Raw genomic sequence first — 16,803 nt, forward strand, 5'->3', positions numbered from 1 at the left:
CGCGGCGGGCGGATTTCAACTAACTTTGGCAGCGAGGCAGTACGCGCTGCCTTGGGGATTAGAACCCCCTGTTAGCGGTTGGTGTCGGCCGATTCGGCACCACACTCCTTGACCTTCGGTCGAGGAGCCTGTGGCGTATGTCCAGGTTCCTCGGAACTAAAGGCCACAGGGCCGTCTAGCACGGTGTTCTAACTCCCCGATCAGTGGGTTGAGCGAGTTATTCCGCGGGGGCGCACCGCGTGAAACTCTCCATCGGGGTGTCCACCATGAAGCGCTATGCAGCAGCACAGGTCCGGACTTCGAGGCCTGCGCAAGCCGAACAGTCGAATGTAGCGCGCGAGTTGGTGCATCCAGTTGATCGGCATGTCGGACAGCAAATCCGTATCCGCCGAATGCAGTCGAATGTATCCCTAGGGGATCTCGGCGCCGGCATCGGGGTCAGTTTGCAGCAGGTACAAAAATATGAAAGCGGTAAGAACCGCGTCAGCGCTTCGATGCTCTACGAGCTTGCCAATTGCCTCAAGATCCCTGTTTCGAGGTTTTTCGAAGGTCTTCCAGATCCCGAAACCACTCAGGGCCAGCAAATCATAACAGAGATCGATGAGAAGATTGCCTACATTTCCACGGCGGAGGGACGGCGTCTGATAGACGACGTTTTGCTCCTTTCTCCGCGTGTGCGCAGCCGGGTCGTTGCCCTCGTCAGCTCGATTGTCGATGAAGAGATGGAAGAACACAAGGACGTTTCCCCATGAAAAGACCAACAAGAGCGCGGCCGCAAATTGGTCAGCGGTTCGTAAAGTTCTCGTCGCGCACTGCAGGTTTATTCCGCATCTAAAAAACGATCTGGCCGACGTTCTTCTCTCGGTCAAGCACAGTGCCAAAACCGGTACTGCGGTCGGCAAGATCGTCAAGGATATCTGCCGCCGTTCTGCCATCGGCAAGCACAGGGAAGGGGAGGCGATCGCGTGCAGGATTGGATAATGCCTCGGTTCCCCCGATCACAATCGGGCGCAAGCGGATATTCTCCAGCCGTCCGCTGAGATTCAAAATTGCAGGTCGCGATGACGCTTCTCCACACCTCCGGCGGGCTCCATTCCTGTTCGTCCTTTTCCGTATGGAAGAGGAAGTTGCCAAGGCCGTAGAAAATTGGCGTATTCCGATATATCTCGACCGCTTGAAGGACCGGAGCGCCATGGCTGACAAAGAGGCCTGCGCCCGCGTTCACGCAATCGTGCGCAAATTCTCGCACCCAGGCGGGGACTTGCTGCCAGTTCGGCTCCCAATGGTGATGATGCAAATACACGATGACGAGTGTGTCGCGGCCCGCTTCTTCCGCGATCGCCGAAAGGTGAGCCCAGGCGCTGTGCCGGTCCACGACGATGCGGCGAGCCGTCTCATCTGATCTGCGAAACACGGTTCCATAGAAATCAATTTCGTCTTGGCCATGAAGATCAGGCGGATTCTCCGGCTGGGCATAGTTCGCGCGCTCCAAGGGCGAACTTAGAAGACGCTCTTGAATGGAGCGAAGCAGGTTGAATGTTCCCGTTTCCAGGTCGAATACCCTGGAGACCTTCAGCCTATTGATGCCGGGCCTTGCTATCCTGCCCTCAGTTGCGTCCTCAGCGTACATGAAAGACGGGCCTGGCCCAGCGTCCATGGCAATCAGCGCAACATTTCGGGATCCGAACGTCATTTTCTGTGCCGTGGAAGCGTGATGCTTGTTGTGGCCGATGCCGGCATGCAGGAAATTGTGTGCCGCAACCTCCTCCAGCGTCGAGAGGATCCCCGGCGGTCCAAGATCGAAAGCATGGTTGTTCGCCAGAGCCAGGCTATTGAAACCGAGCTCCTTCAACGCGGCCAAGACATCCGGCGCTGCAGCGCCGAAATAGCTGCCTTTGAGCGGCCATCCACCATGACGACCATAGATAGTCGTCTCGAGATTGGTGAAGGCAACATCGCTTGCTTTGAGGATCTCGGCGATCTCAGCGAGCCGTGGATCGCCGATCGCTCGAAGATCATGACGGATGAGCGACTGGCCGGTGACAGCAATGGAAAAGGGTGCGGACATATGGTTTACCTTCGATCTTTGGGACTGCCGACTGCTCACGCGCTATGGCTTCGGGGGAAATGCGTGTCGTAGAGCCAGTGTCTAGTTCGATGTCTGCGGCGAAACATCGATCTTGAACCATTGCTCGCTCAGCCGCTTCAGGGTTCCGTCGCTCGTGGCGGCCTCGATGGCGCTATCGAATGCCGCAACCAGTTCGCCGTCGTCTTGCCGAAGCCCGACGCCGACACCCGGGCCCCACAGGCCACCGGAGAGCCGCGGGCCGTAGAGCGTTGCAATCCCGCCATCCGTGCTGTCGAGGAAGGCTTTCCAGGTGAAATAGTCGGCAAGGCCGCCATCGATGCGCTCAGCTACGAGATCGAGATGCATGTTGTCCTGGGAATCGTAGCTCCTGATCGTCGCGACCTTTCCGAACAGTTCATTGAGCACCGCTTCCGAATTCGATGATCGCAATACGCCTAGAGTTCTGCCGTTGAGAGCGGCTCGAAGCTCCTCAATCTTTGCCTGCTTTTCAGGGTCGATAGTTGTGAGGTCGAGCTCGGCCGACGTATCCGTGGGCGGAAGATCGAGATCTTTGCGTATGACGAGTTGGTTGAAACCTCCGGCGTAGGGCTTGGAAAAAGCGATCGATTTCTTCCGCTTCTCAGTTATCGCCATCCCCGACATGATGGCATCGAACTTTCCAACGGTGAGCGCCGGTATGATTCCGTCCCAGTCCTGAGGCACGAAAGTGCACTCGAACTTCATCCTCCGGCAAAGATCGCGGCCGACGTCGATGTCAAAGCCGGCGAGCTCCCCTTGGGGGTGATGGCATTCCAGGGCGGCGAAGCACCTTCAGAGGCGATTGTCAGTGTCTTCCTGTCCATTGCTCCCGCGTTGTTGGCGCAGACGACAAGAGACAGGGCAAGCAGAAGTGTTCGTTTCACGACGATGTTCCTTTCATTGCTGAGTTTGATTGTTGGCGTCCGGGATGTGGGCTGGCGTCAAGTTTCAGCCGAGGCGAGAGGCGGCTTTCCGTTCGCTCTTCGAGGTACAGGTTGCGTCGGCGGTGGACGGTTTGCCGTCGGCGTCCAACGCGTCTCCAGCATCTGGAAACCTTGCGTGATCAAGAGGGTAAGCAGCAGATAGAAAGCCCCCGCGGCAATGAAGACCTCGTATGGGGCGAATGTCTCCGACACCAGCTGTCGGGCGAGCCCGGTCACCTCAAGCAGCGTGATGGTGCTTGCAAGGGAGCTTGCCTTCAGCATTCCAACCACCTCATTTGCATAGGCGGGAAGAGCGATCCTGAGGGTCAAAGGGAACACGATAAGACGGGCAGTGTGGAAACGGGAAAGGCCCAAGGCTTTGGCCGCTTCAATCTGCCCACGCGGGACCGCCTGGATCCCGCCGCGCAGAACTTCTGTCGTATGGGCGGCGCTGTTCAGGGTGAAAGCAATGAAGGCGCACCAGAACGGCTCTCGCATCACGGCCCATAGAAAGCTTTGGCGGACGAGGGGAAGCTGGCCAATCCCATAGTAAATCAGGAAAAGCTGAACCAGAAGTGGCGTGCCGCGGAACGCATAGGTATATGCCAGCACGGGCGCGGAAGCCCACGGATTTGATGATGCCCGTAGGAAGGCGAGCGGGACCGAGACGGCGAAGCCTGCGGCAAGCGATGCGAATGTCAGAACCAGAGTGAGAAGAAGGCCGCGGGGAAGGGTGAGAAACGCTTCAAGCGCGATGGTCATGCTCATTGCCTCAACCTTTCATCGCCGGGAGCGAATAGCGGCGCTCCAATAACCGGAACGAAAGAAGGGACAGGCTTGTGAGGGCGAGGTAGATTGCAGACGCTGCGAGATAGAAGGGGAGTGGAGCGCGCAGTGAGCCTGCGCCTATATAGGCGACGCGCATGACATCCGTCAGCCCGACGACGGAAATCAGCGATGTATCCTTTATCAAGGAGATGCAGAGGTTACAGAATGCCGGCAGAGCGATCGGGATCATCTGGGGAATGATGATCAGAAACCAAATCTGCGAGTTCGAAAGCCCGAGCGCTGCTGCAGCCTCTCGTTGGCCTGGTGCAACCGCGTTGATCGCACCACGGAATATTTCCGCGGCGTACCCACTGAACACGACGGTCAGTGCCGCGACACCGGCCGCAAATGCATTAATCTCGATGTAGCCACCGGCAATCGCGCTCAAAAGGGCGGTTCCGCCGAAATACGTTAGGAGGATGATCAGAAGTTCCGGAACACCCCGGATGATGCCCGTGTAGGCCCGCATGCACGATGAAACCGACTTGCGGGTCGAGTTGCGGAGAACGGCAATAAGCAAACCTAATAGGGTCCCGAAAGCGCAGCTCAAGGCAAACACTAAAAGTGTGTTCTTCAATCCAGATAAAAATTGATCTACAAATGCGTACAATGCAAGTCTCCAATATCTTGCGAGCGCACCGAAATCGGAAAGGTATTCTCCCGACATATACTAAGAGCTTGCCGAGATTTAACCGAGGGTAGATTGGATTTATTAGCTTAACCAGCGCTCTAAGTTTGGCGTACGTCAAAAATATACTTTGACTTGCCGCCGTCAATTTATAAGATTCAGGAAGTTTTAATAAGCGCAACTTATGAGGCGCGTCGCTCGACCACGATTGAGATTCCCGGCCATGGAAATCACCGACTCCGGAGTGAAGATCCGCCACCTTCAAATATTGCGGGAGGTTATGCGCGCCGGCTCGGAAAGGCTCGCAGCGCAGATGTTGCGAATAACCCAGCCGGCGGTCAGCCAAAACATCAAGCAGCTAGAGGAGACTGTCGGCTTCGCGCTCTTCCGCCGGGAAAACAACAGGTTGATCCCCACCGTCAAGGCATGGGAATTTCTACGCACAATCGACGCGGCGTTTGCCGGACTTGATCGGATCGGACCGTCAATCGACTTCCTGCGGAACAACGATACGCGAATGATCGGCATCGCGGCGCCAAGCACTTTTTCCTTCGCGACCTTGCCGAAAGTGGTCAAAAGGATTCGGGAGAGAAGCCGCTCTTACGCCGTTCAGGTGAAAACAGGCACGTATGAGCAGATTGCAGATCATGTGTTAAACGGCCGCTCGGATCTTGGCATCTCCCGATTGCCTATTGATGAGCGCATTCTTGATTGGGTGCCGGTCGGCTCGGCCACCAACGTATGTCTTTTTCCGGTCAACCACCGATTTGCGGCACAGCAGCTTGTCACTGCCGAAGATCTTGCCGGTGAGGCGATCATTGATATCGACCCGCAATTTGCCTCTCACCAAATGAGCGTCAATGCCCTTCGATATATGGGAACCGCTCCTGACATCGCCGTGGAATATGACGCCAATGGCCACGACATTGGCTATGTTATGGCAGGGATCGGCGTTTCGATTACGAACGAGATCATCGCGAGAGAATATGCTGACTTCGGCGTCGCGTTCCGCCGATTTCATCCAGGGGCAATATATCACTACGTCGTCGTTTGGCAAAAAGATCGAAAGCTGAGTGATAGCCTAAGATTTGCATTGGAAGAGATAGTCGCGGCTTTGACAGATCGGGCTGCTTGACGATCGCATCGAGGTATGACCCTCGCACCGTAAAACAGATGTTGCGAGTTCATGCTGAACCGCGAGTTGTGCGCGTAAGCTTAGAGCGGGATGATTTTAGGTAGACCCGTGAGAAGGATTCCCTGATGACGCAAATCAGATTCATCCTTCTGGCCGGTCAGGAGGCTGAGCTGGATGGCGAGACCTGTTTCGAATAACCGCGAGAAGTTGTAGAAGCGGTGATACAGGAGGGGTGTGGTGCCGGGCGGCGTCCAAGCGCTTCCGCATTGGCATCAGCATCGCGATCGATTGGGTGCGGCGCGTGACGCGACGGACAGCGCAGCCCGGCAGGATGAGTAGCCACAAGCCGCGAACGGCGGTGGCTTACCTGAAGCCACCGAGCAGATAGTTGCGCCATATCGTAGAAGAACATCGCGACAATCGGAACTGCGTCGGTTGGCAGAAGCGGACCGGTTGTTTGTGCGATCATTGGTGCCATGTTCTCTTTAAGTGATTCTGCAGTTATCTTAAAATGGCGGATGACACTTCAATTGGACGCAATATCGACTAGAGCAAATCCTGTTCAATCCGGCTCATATCCAGCAGCCCTGAAGTAGTTTGCGCATTCTGTCGGCGTGAAGCGGAGCATCAATGCGCCTGAGGACGTCCCATAGAGCATCGATCTTTCGTTCCGCGCCCTCCGTGGTTGACTGCGGCCCCTGAAACCGGGACCGCGTGCCGGTGGCGACGGAAGCTATGAGATCACATGCTCAATGCGCTCGAGGTGGTGCTGAGGCACGATCTGAAGGGGTTCCTCGGCCGCTGCGATTTCCTCGACCGTAAGTCCGGTGGCGATGGCCAGGTCCTCAAGGCTGTAGCCCTTCGCAATCCTGGCTTCGCGGCGACGAGCGGCTGCGGAGGTGTTGTCGGCGGTAGCAAATTGATCCATTCCAAACTCCAAATCACGTTGATGTAGCGGCTGAGGGGGATCTGTCCCCGATGGGTTGGCTCCTTCGTGGTGCCGACTCGGTCAGAGGTTAGCCGCAACCTGCCGAGCCGCTTGGTTTCTCTTCGCAGACGACGCTCTTGCGTGGCTTCCGCCGCGATCTTGTTCTGCGTTCGGATGCCGAGCGCTCCTGCATTAGCGCTGTTGTTCTAGTCCTGCTTTCTATGACAATCAATCCATGGGTTTGCTCATAGGCACACGACGAGCCGTACCAACTGCCTGGGAAGAATTGTCCGCTACTGATTAACTGCGGTCGCAGATATGCCTTGCGCGATCTCATCGTCGAAGTGAACCATCTCGCCCGAGGCCATGTGCAGCGCGTCCGCGACATCGCCGAAGCGCGCCTCACCATAACGGAGGCCGGAACTTATTGAATTGGCGCCCGTTCGTAAGGACCGACATTAGGAGGATCTCACCATGGCAACCACATCCAAAGCCCGCAGCCAGGATCGTGCTCGCGTCGCAGGTGGTCAGGATCACGAGGTGAAGTACGAAGCCCGGAAGGAAGGCATTTCCAAGGAAGCGGTGAAGAAGACCGTGAAGAACGTAGGCAACAGTCGCAAGAAGGTCGAAGCCGAACTCGACCGGCACTAATCCGGGTTGGAGAGTTCAACCGTGAGGGTCCGCAGCCATAAAGTCAGCGGCGGAAACAGCCGCTGAAAGTCTGGCTCCGACGGATCATAACGCAGCGGCGGAAGGCGCCTGACTGCAGGAGTTGACGACCCCGCAGGAAGCGTTTCGGAGCAAGGCTATCGAAGCTGCGGGATACAGCGCCGTCGAGCAAAGCCAAAAGTATTGGGACGCCGGAGCGTTTCTTGCAAGGGGCGGAGCCGCATCGCATGAGGAAGGGGCTGGCGAGCGAACCCAACGAGCTCCAAAGTCGCGATACGCGACGGCGTCGGCTGACTTTACCTGCAGAACAGAATTCAGAGGCCCACAGACCGTGGGGCACCGCGTGCGGACGCCGGTCCCGACCGGTCCGTTCAATCGACTTCTAGAAGCTGCCATCCCGTTTTTGGGACCGGCCAGCATCGTCGATCTTCTCGTGCTCACTGCGCTGAATAGGAAGCGCGGTCGGTATTAGCCATTCTCCCGTAACGCCAAAGGCGAGCGGCGGAGCGCCGATCAATCGCCCGAGTTGGGTCTCCAGTGTTTGAAACGATGCTCAGGGAAGCGGTCGACCTGAACCTCGCTTAAATCCTGCGGAGTATTCCATTGCCGACATGCCAGTCGATCAGATCCCGAAACAGGCTTAGCGAGTGCCACGTGCATCGTCGTCCCGATGTGGACTGTAGACTAGCTTCCTGCATAGGGCGATGCGATCCTGAGTTGCGTTCATGTGTCCTCTCCTTGGCGACGGAGAGACCCTAAGCTATGCCGACTAGGCGGCTGCTATGGTGCCGGAAACGTTGGCAAAGTCGGTTAATCGGCATAGTTTGCTGGTCAGTATAAACGTGCTTTTGCCGCGCGCGGCAAAATGCAGTTTGAAGCAGCGTCGCGATCGTCGCCCAAGTCCTGCCGCCGCCTTCCGAGCCGGGTTCATAATGCCGGATTTCCGACGTTTGAAGCAAGGGTCACCTATCCCTTCCATCCACTGGTTGACCAAACCGTCTGGTAACCGGCAGCCATGAGCACGAAGGCGTTCACTATCTGCTCATTCTGGCACACGGTGGTTCATTTCAAATTCCGGCATGGATGTTTGATCCTGCGGCAAGTTCGATCGAGATCGTAGCTGCGCCGCGCCTTTCGGCAACCAAACTCGTTGAACTGCGCGCCAAGCTTTGTTGCCTGACTATTCCGTTGCGGTCGCTGCGGTCGCCGATTGCACATTCAATACTCCGGGAAAGGCGGCAATACGCAGCGATATGTTTGTCGCGGCACGTTCGGCGCCATGGCGGTCGGCAACTGTATCGGGTTCGGCGGCATGCGGGTCGATCGGGCCGTGGCGCAGGAGGTGCTCGAGCGATTGCAACCTCTGGGAATTCGAGGCGGCCTTGCGGGCAATGGAGGCGCACACGCAGCGTCATAGCGACAATCAACAGCAACTCGAGAACTTAATCAAGCAAGCACAATACGAGGCTGCCAGGGCGCCCCGCCAGTATGATGCTGTCGATCCGGGCAATCGGTTGGTCGCCGGCGAACTGGAGCGGCGCTGGAATGAGAAGCTGATCCTATTGCGTGATCTCGAGGTCCAGTTCGAGATGCTCTCGACCGACCGTAACACGCCTGCTTTATCGGCCGACGACCGTACAAGATTGATGATGCTCGGTAGCGATCTATAGTAAGGCATGGGACAGGTCCCGACGCGTCTATCGAGACACGCGAAAAGATCATTCGGCTGCTGATCAAAGAAATCATTGTCGATACCGTTGACGACACATTGGCGCTCGTCATTCATTGGCAGGGTGGCGATCACACCCGGATGACGGGGAAGAAAAACAAGATCGGCCAGACCCGCTGGGCAGTTAAGGCTGATGTTGTCGATCTCGTTCGCAACTTGGCGAGGCAGTTGCCCGATTTGTCGATCGCAGCGATCTTGAATTGATCCGGCAAGCGGACAGGGCATGGCGCCAGCTGGACGCGAAGCCACGTCTGCAGTCTTCGCAACATCCACGGCATCTCCGTCTATCGAGAAGGTGAACGGGCCGAACGCGGTGAGAGAACCCTCGACGAGGCCGCCGACATTCTAAAGGTGAGTTCGAGCTACCGCCTACCGGATGGTCAGCAGCGGTGTCCTTCCCGCTCGCCAGTTATGCACCGGAGCGCCGTGGATCATCCAGCTTTCCGACCTTCAACACGAAACCGTGCGCCGCGAAGCCGATGCCAGGCGATCCCGGCGTCCGATATCTCAGGATCCGGTTCAAAATCCTCTTTTATAGACATCATCAGATGAGGAGTATGTCGCGCCCTCGTCACCTTCAGCAAACAGGCTATTTTTTCTTAACGCCTGGGGCTTGATTGCCCGCTCAACATGTGGAGTTCCACTTCGACGCGGCCGTCTTTCAGGAAGCGCTCGAAGATATCGCGGCGCGATATGGAATAGCGGAGAGCTCCGCGAGTTTTGATTTTCCGGGTAACGCCCCTTAGCCACGAACAGGCACATGATCCTTGGCGCGATTTGAAGTCCACGTGAATTCCCTTGTCCCCAGCGCAACCGTCGACATTTCTCGCAAATGTCGGGCATCCGCCACTTTTGTCAGGTTTGTCGTGATTGGAACGTTTTGTTCGCCGGTCTCTCCGTCAAATACACATCAACCTGCCCTCAACCCGCCCATTGATAAAAGAAAATGATCTTCTTGGCGCGTCGGAGCAGTTGGCATGGTGTTTGCTGATCCCTGGTTACAAGCGGCAGAAAGCAGTCTGCATTATGCCGGTTCATGAAACGAACGGAACGGAGGCCACCTGACCGTTCGTCATCGGATCCGCGTTCTACCAAGCGGCCATGCATCCGCCGGCGGAAGGGTCAATCCCGATGTCACAGCTTGCAACCAACTCAAAGAGAAAGGAAAATGCAATGACCAAGATTTCCGAAAGATCCTTTGAAACGATCGAAAACCCGGGGTCATCGTCGCTCAAGGTGCCAGATCAGTTCGGCGCATCTGTTGAAAAGGGGAACAAGAAGGTGACAGAGGCTTTTTTGAAATTTGCGTCCGGCGCTGAAGCGACACAGAAAATGCTGCCTCCGATCCTCGAAACGACAAGTCTATTCGGCAACGAATTGTGGTGGAAGACGATCGCTGCACTGCAGGCCGACGCCGAGGCCAGCTTCTCACATTTGCAAGCTTTGCTGGGCGCGAATTCGCCGTCGCAGATCCTCGAACAGCAGTCGACCTTTTTCCGCAAGCGCGTTGAGACAAGTTTGCAGCACGCCAAGGAAGTCCGGGTGCTCTCAAGCAGGGCGGTGGAGGAAATCTCAAAGCCGGTCAAGGATGCTTTTGACAAGGTGCTGACGGACCTCAAGGCGACGTAAAAGCGGACTCGCACTTAAATCGCCTGGACTGATCGGGGGCGGCCTACCTTATTCATGGACGGAAAAGATGGTGACGGGGACCATCAGGTCGGGAGAGAGCTGGAAAGTGTGTCCTGCGATCTCGATAGCTCCAGCTAACAAGCTCCTGAAAACGGATCGCGGGCGGCCGGCGTGACATATTGGACGGTTTGAACTGGCGAAGAACCCACCATCTTGGTATCTAACCGCGTAGGCGGCAGGGGGCAGGGGGCAGGGGAAGTGGTAATGGATTTACGCAGGGACATAGCCGAGCGGGTCATCGCGCGTTGGAAGGCGCGAGGAATCCGGATCGATGAAGACCCGGGTTTCATGGAACTGGTCGCTCTTTGGACGGCAGGGTCGATTGCGTCCGGTGAAATGCGCCGCCGGTATTCGGCGCTCCAGCGCGAGCGGTCGCTGTCCAGGTCAATGCCACTTGATGTGTATCCCTGCGACGAAGGGGCGGAGGTCGATCATCGATCGATTGCGATTCCAGACGACGAACCAGATGAACGGGGAGGTCTCGGACTGCCGGCGCAAGGGTGACTCTTACAAAGGGCTCATCACGCACCATTTCCTGGCGAGCGCGAACTTCACGAAACAGCGGGTCGACAAGCGCTGCGTCGCGTTGTGCATATTCTCGGGAAGAGTTCCGAAAAATCCTTGCCACGAGCCGCAATGGCTGGCGGCTCAGCAAGGTAGAAGGTGAGGAGCGGCCGGCGGTACTGCAGTTGACATCTTTATCAACTGTGGGCGTGTCGGCTCAGGGCATCTTCAAGCATGGCAAGGCGGTCGCTGCCCGCTATACAGGGTGCATCGCTAATGCCGAGCTTGTCGGCACATCTTCAACGCTGAGTTCCCTCAGTCTCGTGCGCCCAGCGTCCGACAAGTTATTGTCTTCCATGGGAGTTCGGCTTGCGCAAATTGCCCCCGATGAAGGTTGGTCCGCCCGGGTCTTCCGCATGGAAAACGCGCGTTGCCTCAAAAACGCCGGTGCGCCATGCATAGGTCGTATCGTCGATCATCTGCGGCAAGACCTCCTGGTTTGTCGGACGACCGTACCATTTGGTGACGATGCGGGCGACTTTGGCGACGAGCGCGGTACTCATGCGAAGGTTCGAGTGTGCATCGAACATCTCCGGCGCCAAATAGCATCGAGACCTCGTTTGGGCGAAAGGTTATTCCTTTGCTGCAAAGCCTAGCTCAACGCGGCTGACATCTAAGATCGCCCGAAGGACGTCGATGCCGAATTTGAGGCTTTCCACCTCGACATCCAGCGAGATGCCCTCGGTGACTGTGCCTTTTGCGTTAGCGATTACCACCTCCTCCAGGTCTTCGAACCACTGAGGACTGTTCCCTTTGTGAAGCTTCGATAGTTCCGCAATCGCGACACTAAATGCCGATTGGACCGCGATTAGAGCGGCGCCGAGCTTTCGTTCGTCTACACCCGAGATGCAAACAATGGGGCTGTTTTTCTCATCCATGGGCTGTTCCTCTGCTGGCTCGCCACGAAACCCTATTTCAACTAATAGGCGACAGAGTTGTCGATCGCCGACGAATGCAAATAGGCCCGTAGGCTGGAGTCTCGGGTAGTTAGATCAACGAATACGCGATGCTGGGGGTGGACCATGTGGAAATGGTGGATGCGCTTGAGGCCTGTTGAAATCTGGGTCCAGCTTCCGAACGTTCCAACCGGCGGCAATGCCTCTAGGCCGTAAGCGTCGCACCTCCTGGTACGCGATAGCGGGTAATCCTTTGTACGAACTGGCTCGCATGCAAGGTCGCCCGAAGGACACAAGTGCCGAGCCTGGGCTTTCCGGCCATAGTCTTCAGTGAGACGTCTGTTGCTTCCACAACTCAACACATTCCGGCGAGCGGCATAAACCTGCAAACTCATTGTTTTTGATCCGCACGCGTCATACCTGGCCTGCACCCCACCGCCATGGCTTCGGCAAAAGGCCTTTTACTCAAAACGCAGGGACCTAGTTTGGCCCGTTTGTCAGGCAGCATCACAAAAAGATCTGCGGAAGGCTCGTCCCGCTTTGCGCGCTCAGGTGCGCCCGCAGTCGATCTGGCAGCGGATTGTTATTCAGGTACACTTTGCAATGAGGCGGAAGCTGCGACAGAATGTACGGCAGTGCAGTTCGCCCGTCGCCAAGTCCTCTCAGGTTGTTTCCACGAACGCTAAGCTCCTCCAGCCCCCTCGGCAGGTTAGGGGGCAGGTGGGTCAGTTCATTACTGTCGGTGCTGAGCCACTTTAGGGTGGCCGGGAGGTCCTCGGGTAGGCTAGTCAGTTCATTGTGAGGGACTTCGAGCCTCGTGAGCTTTGCAGGAAGGCGCTCGGGCAGGCGAATTATATTATTGAGTTCGGCGCGGAGATCCGTCAATTCGAGGGGAGATTTCTCCGGCAGGTGCGCGATTTCGTTGCGGGTGACATGAAGCTCCCTGAGCTCAGGCGGCAGGTTATCGGGCAAACTGGTCAGCCGGTTGTGGTTGACGTAGAGATACTTTAGTCCGGAAGGAAGCTCGTTCGGCAATCTGGTCAGCCGGTTGCCGTCGACGTAGAGCGTCTCGAGCATGTCCGGAAGAACCTCAGGCAGCGTGGTCAGCTGGTTGTCGCAGGCAGAGAGCTTTCGCAGACCGGGCGGGAGGTTGTTGGGCAGCCTGCCCAACCGGTTGTCATTGGCGTTGAGCCGCTGGAGGCCGGCCGGTAAGGTGGGGGGCAGTGCCGTTAGGGACAGCGATGTTAAGTTCAGGGGGGCACGAAAATTGCGGGTTTCCGTCCAGGCCTCGATCCGTGCCATTGCCTCGTGCCGGTCCTCGTCCTGCTCCTGCTGCCCGTCTTCCGCCCAGGCCAGTAAAATTTCTTTCAGTGCCGCTTCGCCGGACGAGGAGCCAGTCAAGCCTTCAACCCAGTTAAAGGTGTCTTCACCGCCTTGTTCGGAACTATTGCCAACACCCCCCTGCCTTCTGCCGTACATTGCGTCGTTCCTTAGGTCATTGCGTCACTGCTGATGTTACTTCCGTCGCGACCTTTCCTTCCAATACCAAATTCGTATCCCGTTATGCTTCGGGGGCATGGCCAGCGTCCTCCCTCGAGCTGGACAGCGCATGATTTTTATCGCGACGTTGAACAATCCCACCATTGACATGCTGCGCAAACTCGGCCTGACAGGCATGGCCAGCGCCTATCAGGAACTCGAAACGCAAATAGAAGCGAGACACCTTCGAGCATGGTGAAAGGCTTCGACTGCTGCTCGAGGCGGCCACGCTCCGCCAGAAGCGCTTCGAGGCGAGAGCCCGCCCTGCAAAGCAGCGCTGTAACGCCCAGATCGAGAACGCTGATTTTTGCGCCGCCCGCGCCCTGATCGCAATTTCGTGACGCCGAGTGATAAAGGTATTTCATCCACCAGTTCCAGCTTGGTGGAGACCTAAACCAGACGCATTTGGAGCCGCTTGCGGCCGATTTCGCGTGGCAACTCCATCTAACTGAGGCGCAAGTTCCCGGAACAAACGCTCACGCGCGATAACCTTTCCTCATTTTCGGGCAATCTCGCAGTGTCACGTTGATTTGGTAGGTCAGCTTACGACGCCGAAGCCGTTACGCTTTTTCTCTACGCCTGCAGGGCCCTGCCGACTTAAAGGCAACGACTTCCGGACAGCCGAGGCCCAGAACCAGTTCACCTTGACATCGTGTCACTCGGGCGTAACAGGCGGCAGCCCGAGTGTCGCAATAAGCTTCATTATCGACGGCGTGGGTGGACCCGGTGTCGGCGGCGGCATGGAGACGATGGACCCGAGCCGCGGAGGTGTTGCCATAACGCCAATCATCGTGCCGATAATGGCGATCCCATCGCCGCTGATTTCGATGGCCTGCGGGCCGGTTCTGCCCGATACTACAAGGCGGATCTTGTCGGGTGTTACCTCGACGCGGCTACCTAAGGCCGCTGCGGCAGGGGAGTCGGGCGCGGCGCCGCCCGAGGTCAGGAGGAAGTGTCTCTTGACGTCGATGCTGTAGATATTCCCGACCTCGACGGTATGATTCTTCTGGGCCTTCAAATAGACCTCCTCACGGCCCTGCTTGTCCTCAAAGCGCAGTTCATTGTAGGCATTAGCGGCGCCGCCATCGGTATGCGTCCGGAAGGTCGACCGCGTTTTGTCGGTCGGCAGGGTTTCAGGCGGCAGATTTGAGCCATTGTATACGACGCCGGTCACCAGGGGCGTGTCGGGATTGCCGTGGATGAAATCAACCACGACCTCATGGCCGATCCGTGGGACGACCAGGTTGCCAAAACCCTTACCAGCGAAGTTCTGGGCCACCCGAATCCAGCAGGAGCTGTTCTCGTTCTTTCCGCCTTCTCGGTCCCAGAAGAACTGAACCTTCACACGGCCGTACTTATCCGTCGCGATCGACTCGCCCTCGGGGCCCACGACGACGGCCGTCTGCGGTCCGTGAATCAACCGCGCCGGTGTGCGGCGCCTCGGTCGGTACTGGGTTGTCGCGGGGATAATCTCTACGTTGCTGTGATAGAGGAACCGCTCGCCCTTCCCCCCACGGTGTCCGCAGTGAGATCGTCCCCCACCTCACCGATGACAGTGAAGTCCTGTCCGACTGCCAGAAAGCGATCGGTGGGTTTCGGGCGGGAACCGACCTGGCCGTAGTAGAAGGGATTTGCCGCCTTGAATAATGACCCGGTCGTTATCTGGCGCGCAGTGCTTTCGATCCGCGCGCGATAAGCGTTGCAGGCGAGTTCCTCGGCACGGATGGTGGCGTAGAAATCGCCATCGCTTTTTTTTGTATACTGGCCTGGATACTCGAAGACCTCCCGCATTGCCGTGCAGCCGCTGCTTGCCGACGAGGTCTCGCCCGTTCTGACCGCCACGCTCTCCCGCGGTCGGGTGATGGCGCTTCCCGTGAGCTTGCATGGCGGAATGCCGCCTGTCCTCACGGGAGGAACACGCGCGACAGACGTCAGTTCTGCCATCGGCTTCTCATGGTCATAGTCCCTGAGAACGACCTTGTTCGGCTGTAGCGATACGACCTCGTCCCAATGCAGGATGACATCTTCTTGGTAAAGACTTCGGGCAGGCCTGAGATTGTGGTGGGTCTCTACGATCTCAGGCGTGCAGGCCATGTAACTCGCGGCGTTGTCGACCAGCACCAGGTCATGTTGGTCCTCAGCATGTTCAAAATAGTAGTAGATGCCGTCCTGCTCCATGAGGCGGCTGACGAAGGCCAGATCCGTTTCATCGTACTGGACGCAATATGGGCGCTGTGGGAACCGTCGGGCGGTCTGATTCTTGAAATTGCCTTTATGTTCTCGAAAAATCGTGGTGATGATCTCGATGCTCGTCTTGTTCTGAAAGACCCGACTGTTAGAGCGATGCTCGAGCAATGAAATCCACGGCCGCACCTGCGCCACGTAGTTGAGGTGCTCGGTATCGTCGAGGCCGAGATATTGGAAGCGCGTAACAACACCGTTGAAGAAGCGCGTTTGCGAGTCCTCGAGCTTAAGGCCGATTGTCAGGTTTTGACCGGGGATCGTAGCAAAGTTCTGAACTGGATTGCGGCTGGCGAGCTTCACCTCGTAGAGGAAAGGTTCCCCCAGCCGCTCGGTGCCACTGAGCCGCCGGAGAGAGATTTCATTCAACTCGGACGCGGCCGAAGTGACCGCAACAAAACGATTGTGCCTTAAGAGACTCTCGATTCTTCAACTCGACCATGGTGGTGTGTGTTCCGCAGATTTGATGAGAAGGCGCGGTTGCGCCCGATGGCGTGAGTAGGATGCTGCCGAAGCCATCGGCGAAGATGCCGAAAAGCGTTTATTTCGTGCATCGAAATCGCCGACCGTTGCTCAGCCAAGATGTCTTGCTGGCCCGCATCGTCAGAGCCAAGCGGGGGAGGGCGGGGTGAAGAAAGCGTGTGGGTCTCTTGGAACTCACCCACGCTAAGTCCCACCCAAATCTCGCCATGCGGCCTTGTAACATCGATGAGTTGGCGGATTCCGGCGGTGCTAGCGACGACGTGTCTCCTGGAAGATTCAACCAGGCCCAGGGCGCAGCGCCCGAGCGGACAACCACGGTGGTCGAGTTTCGCCGCGATCGTCGGCTCGATAGGCCTCTCCGCTGCTGAAGCCTCAAGGGCGTCAAAATGGCGATAACGTTCCAAAGAGGCGTCACGGCGAATTTTGCAAAGGGCCTTGGCGGTC

At 57.2% G+C, this 16,803-nt stretch carries 15 protein-coding genes and 6 pseudogenes; 10 read left to right on the forward strand and 11 right to left on the reverse strand.

The annotated features are described in order from the left end of the window. Positions 1–266 precede the first annotated feature (266 nt). Positions 267–752, forward strand: a complete 486-nt coding sequence (locus MHI61_RS00900; protein WP_029875812.1) for a helix-turn-helix transcriptional regulator — start codon at positions 267–269, stop codon at positions 750–752. 79 nt (positions 753–831) lie between these two features. Here MHI61_RS00900 and MHI61_RS00905 read toward each other — a convergent pair. From MHI61_RS00905 to MHI61_RS00920, 4 genes and pseudogenes are all read right to left on the reverse strand, one after another. Further along, a pseudogene (locus MHI61_RS00905) lies at positions 832–2,068 on the reverse strand (CapA family protein). 81 nt (positions 2,069–2,149) lie between these two features. After that, positions 2,150–2,991 (reverse strand): annotated as a pseudogene (locus MHI61_RS00910) (transporter substrate-binding domain-containing protein). A gap of 57 nt (positions 2,992–3,048) precedes the next feature. Next, positions 3,049–3,798 (reverse strand): ABC transporter permease, encoded by a 750-nt coding sequence (locus tag MHI61_RS00915; protein WP_012489511.1) that lies wholly within the window; start codon positions 3,796–3,798, stop codon positions 3,049–3,051. Between the two features lie 4 nt (positions 3,799–3,802). Continuing rightward, entirely contained in the window at positions 3,803–4,468 is a 666-nt protein-coding gene (locus MHI61_RS00920) for an ABC transporter permease subunit (protein WP_029875813.1), read from the reverse strand. A 241-nt stretch (positions 4,469–4,709) separates the two neighbouring features. On the opposite strand from MHI61_RS00920, the gene MHI61_RS00925 reads away from it, so the two are divergent. Together MHI61_RS00925 and MHI61_RS00930 are read left to right on the forward strand one after the other, a co-directional pair. Beyond that, on the forward strand, positions 4,710–5,621 hold the full coding sequence (locus MHI61_RS00925; RefSeq protein WP_029875814.1) for a LysR family transcriptional regulator: 912 nt from the start codon (positions 4,710–4,712) through the stop codon (positions 5,619–5,621). A 174-nt stretch (positions 5,622–5,795) separates the two neighbouring features. Then, positions 5,796–5,973 (forward strand): annotated as a pseudogene (locus MHI61_RS00930) (IS630 family transposase); the annotation flags it as partial. A 210-nt stretch (positions 5,974–6,183) separates the two neighbouring features. Here MHI61_RS00930 and MHI61_RS00935 read toward each other — a convergent pair. Further along, positions 6,184–6,295 (reverse strand): annotated as a pseudogene (locus MHI61_RS00935) (IS630 family transposase); the annotation flags it as partial. A gap of 59 nt (positions 6,296–6,354) precedes the next feature. Further along, positions 6,355–6,549, reverse strand: a complete 195-nt coding sequence (locus MHI61_RS00940; RefSeq protein WP_010068053.1) for a hypothetical protein — start codon at positions 6,547–6,549, stop codon at positions 6,355–6,357. Positions 6,550–7,023: 474 nt separating this feature from the next. On the opposite strand from MHI61_RS00940, the gene MHI61_RS00945 reads away from it, so the two are divergent. The 4 genes from MHI61_RS00945 (at position 7,024) to MHI61_RS00960 (ending at position 9,151) form a co-directional block, all read left to right on the forward strand. Next, a complete protein-coding gene (locus MHI61_RS00945; protein WP_004668584.1) occupies positions 7,024–7,200 on the forward strand; it encodes a DUF3606 domain-containing protein in 177 nt (58 codons plus the stop codon). 1,228 nt (positions 7,201–8,428) lie between these two features. Continuing rightward, positions 8,429–8,635 (forward strand): hypothetical protein, encoded by a 207-nt coding sequence (locus MHI61_RS00950; protein ID WP_239789249.1) that lies wholly within the window; start codon positions 8,429–8,431, stop codon positions 8,633–8,635. Continuing rightward, a complete protein-coding gene (locus MHI61_RS00955) occupies positions 8,610–8,888 on the forward strand; it encodes an ATP-binding protein (protein ID WP_239789250.1) in 279 nt (92 codons plus the stop codon). Before MHI61_RS00950 ends, MHI61_RS00955 begins: the two co-directional genes overlap by 26 nt. Positions 8,889–8,986: 98 nt before the next feature. Continuing rightward, positions 8,987–9,151 (forward strand): hypothetical protein, encoded by a 165-nt coding sequence (locus MHI61_RS00960; protein WP_239789251.1) that lies wholly within the window; start codon positions 8,987–8,989, stop codon positions 9,149–9,151. Positions 9,152–9,526: 375 nt separating this feature from the next. Here MHI61_RS00960 and MHI61_RS00965 read toward each other — a convergent pair. Continuing rightward, a pseudogene (locus MHI61_RS00965) lies at positions 9,527–9,657 on the reverse strand (transposase); the annotation flags it as partial. Between the two features lie 463 nt (positions 9,658–10,120). On the opposite strand from MHI61_RS00965, the gene MHI61_RS00970 reads away from it, so the two are divergent. Beyond that, positions 10,121–10,576 (forward strand): phasin, encoded by a 456-nt coding sequence (locus MHI61_RS00970; RefSeq protein WP_010024976.1) that lies wholly within the window; start codon positions 10,121–10,123, stop codon positions 10,574–10,576. Between the two features lie 264 nt (positions 10,577–10,840). Continuing rightward, positions 10,841–11,140: a hypothetical protein gene (locus MHI61_RS00975; protein ID WP_239789252.1), complete on the forward strand. Its 300-nt coding sequence runs from the start codon at positions 10,841–10,843 to the stop codon at positions 11,138–11,140. A gap of 344 nt (positions 11,141–11,484) precedes the next feature. On the opposite strand, the gene MHI61_RS00980 is transcribed toward MHI61_RS00975, so the two are convergent. From MHI61_RS00980 to MHI61_RS00990, 3 genes are all read right to left on the reverse strand, one after another. After that, positions 11,485–11,703: a hypothetical protein gene (locus MHI61_RS00980; RefSeq protein ID WP_239789253.1), complete on the reverse strand. Its 219-nt coding sequence runs from the start codon at positions 11,701–11,703 to the stop codon at positions 11,485–11,487. Between the two features lie 69 nt (positions 11,704–11,772). Continuing rightward, positions 11,773–12,078, reverse strand: a complete 306-nt coding sequence (locus tag MHI61_RS00985; protein ID WP_004680432.1) for a hypothetical protein — start codon at positions 12,076–12,078, stop codon at positions 11,773–11,775. 525 nt (positions 12,079–12,603) lie between these two features. After that, entirely contained in the window at positions 12,604–13,575 is a 972-nt protein-coding gene (locus tag MHI61_RS00990; RefSeq protein WP_239789254.1) for a hypothetical protein, read from the reverse strand. A gap of 130 nt (positions 13,576–13,705) precedes the next feature. On the opposite strand from MHI61_RS00990, the gene MHI61_RS32560 reads away from it, so the two are divergent. Continuing rightward, positions 13,706–13,834 carry a hypothetical protein gene (locus MHI61_RS32560; protein ID WP_010068000.1) on the forward strand — a complete coding sequence of 43 codons (129 nt, stop codon included), beginning with the start codon at positions 13,706–13,708 and terminating at the stop codon, positions 13,832–13,834. 456 nt (positions 13,835–14,290) lie between these two features. Here the strand turns inward: MHI61_RS32560 and tssI are convergent. After that, positions 14,291–16,302: pseudogene (gene tssI, locus MHI61_RS32710) on the reverse strand (type VI secretion system tip protein TssI/VgrG). Positions 16,303–16,803: the final 501 nt, after the last annotated feature.

Source organism: Rhizobium sp. K102, assembly GCF_022385315.1.
Classification (GTDB): Bacteria; Pseudomonadota; Alphaproteobacteria; order Rhizobiales; family Rhizobiaceae; genus Rhizobium; species Rhizobium croatiense.

What these genes read in the sequence shown, in the direction of transcription:
- MHI61_RS00900 (WP_029875812.1), top strand. Translation starts at nt 267, where the DNA reads ATGAAGCGCTATGCAGCAGCACAGGTCCGGACTTCGAGGCCTGCGCAA.
- MHI61_RS00915 (WP_012489511.1), bottom strand. Translation starts at nt 3,798, where the DNA reads ATGAGCATGACCATCGCGCTTGAAGCGTTTCTCACCCTTCCCCGCGGC.
- MHI61_RS00925 (WP_029875814.1), top strand. Translation starts at nt 4,710, where the DNA reads ATGGAAATCACCGACTCCGGAGTGAAGATCCGCCACCTTCAAATATTG.
- MHI61_RS00940 (WP_010068053.1), bottom strand. Translation starts at nt 6,549, where the DNA reads ATGGATCAATTTGCTACCGCCGACAACACCTCCGCAGCCGCTCGTCGC.
- MHI61_RS00945 (WP_004668584.1), top strand. Translation starts at nt 7,024, where the DNA reads ATGGCAACCACATCCAAAGCCCGCAGCCAGGATCGTGCTCGCGTCGCA.
- MHI61_RS00955 (WP_239789250.1), top strand. Translation starts at nt 8,610, where the DNA reads ATGGAGGCGCACACGCAGCGTCATAGCGACAATCAACAGCAACTCGAG.
- MHI61_RS00970 (WP_010024976.1), top strand. Translation starts at nt 10,121, where the DNA reads ATGACCAAGATTTCCGAAAGATCCTTTGAAACGATCGAAAACCCGGGG.
- MHI61_RS00975 (WP_239789252.1), top strand. Translation starts at nt 10,841, where the DNA reads ATGGATTTACGCAGGGACATAGCCGAGCGGGTCATCGCGCGTTGGAAG.
- MHI61_RS00980 (WP_239789253.1), bottom strand. Translation starts at nt 11,703, where the DNA reads ATGAGTACCGCGCTCGTCGCCAAAGTCGCCCGCATCGTCACCAAATGG.
- MHI61_RS00985 (WP_004680432.1), bottom strand. Translation starts at nt 12,078, where the DNA reads ATGGATGAGAAAAACAGCCCCATTGTTTGCATCTCGGGTGTAGACGAA.
- MHI61_RS00990 (WP_239789254.1), bottom strand. Translation starts at nt 13,575, where the DNA reads ATGTACGGCAGAAGGCAGGGGGGTGTTGGCAATAGTTCCGAACAAGGC.
- MHI61_RS32560 (WP_010068000.1), top strand. Translation starts at nt 13,706, where the DNA reads ATGATTTTTATCGCGACGTTGAACAATCCCACCATTGACATGCTGCGC.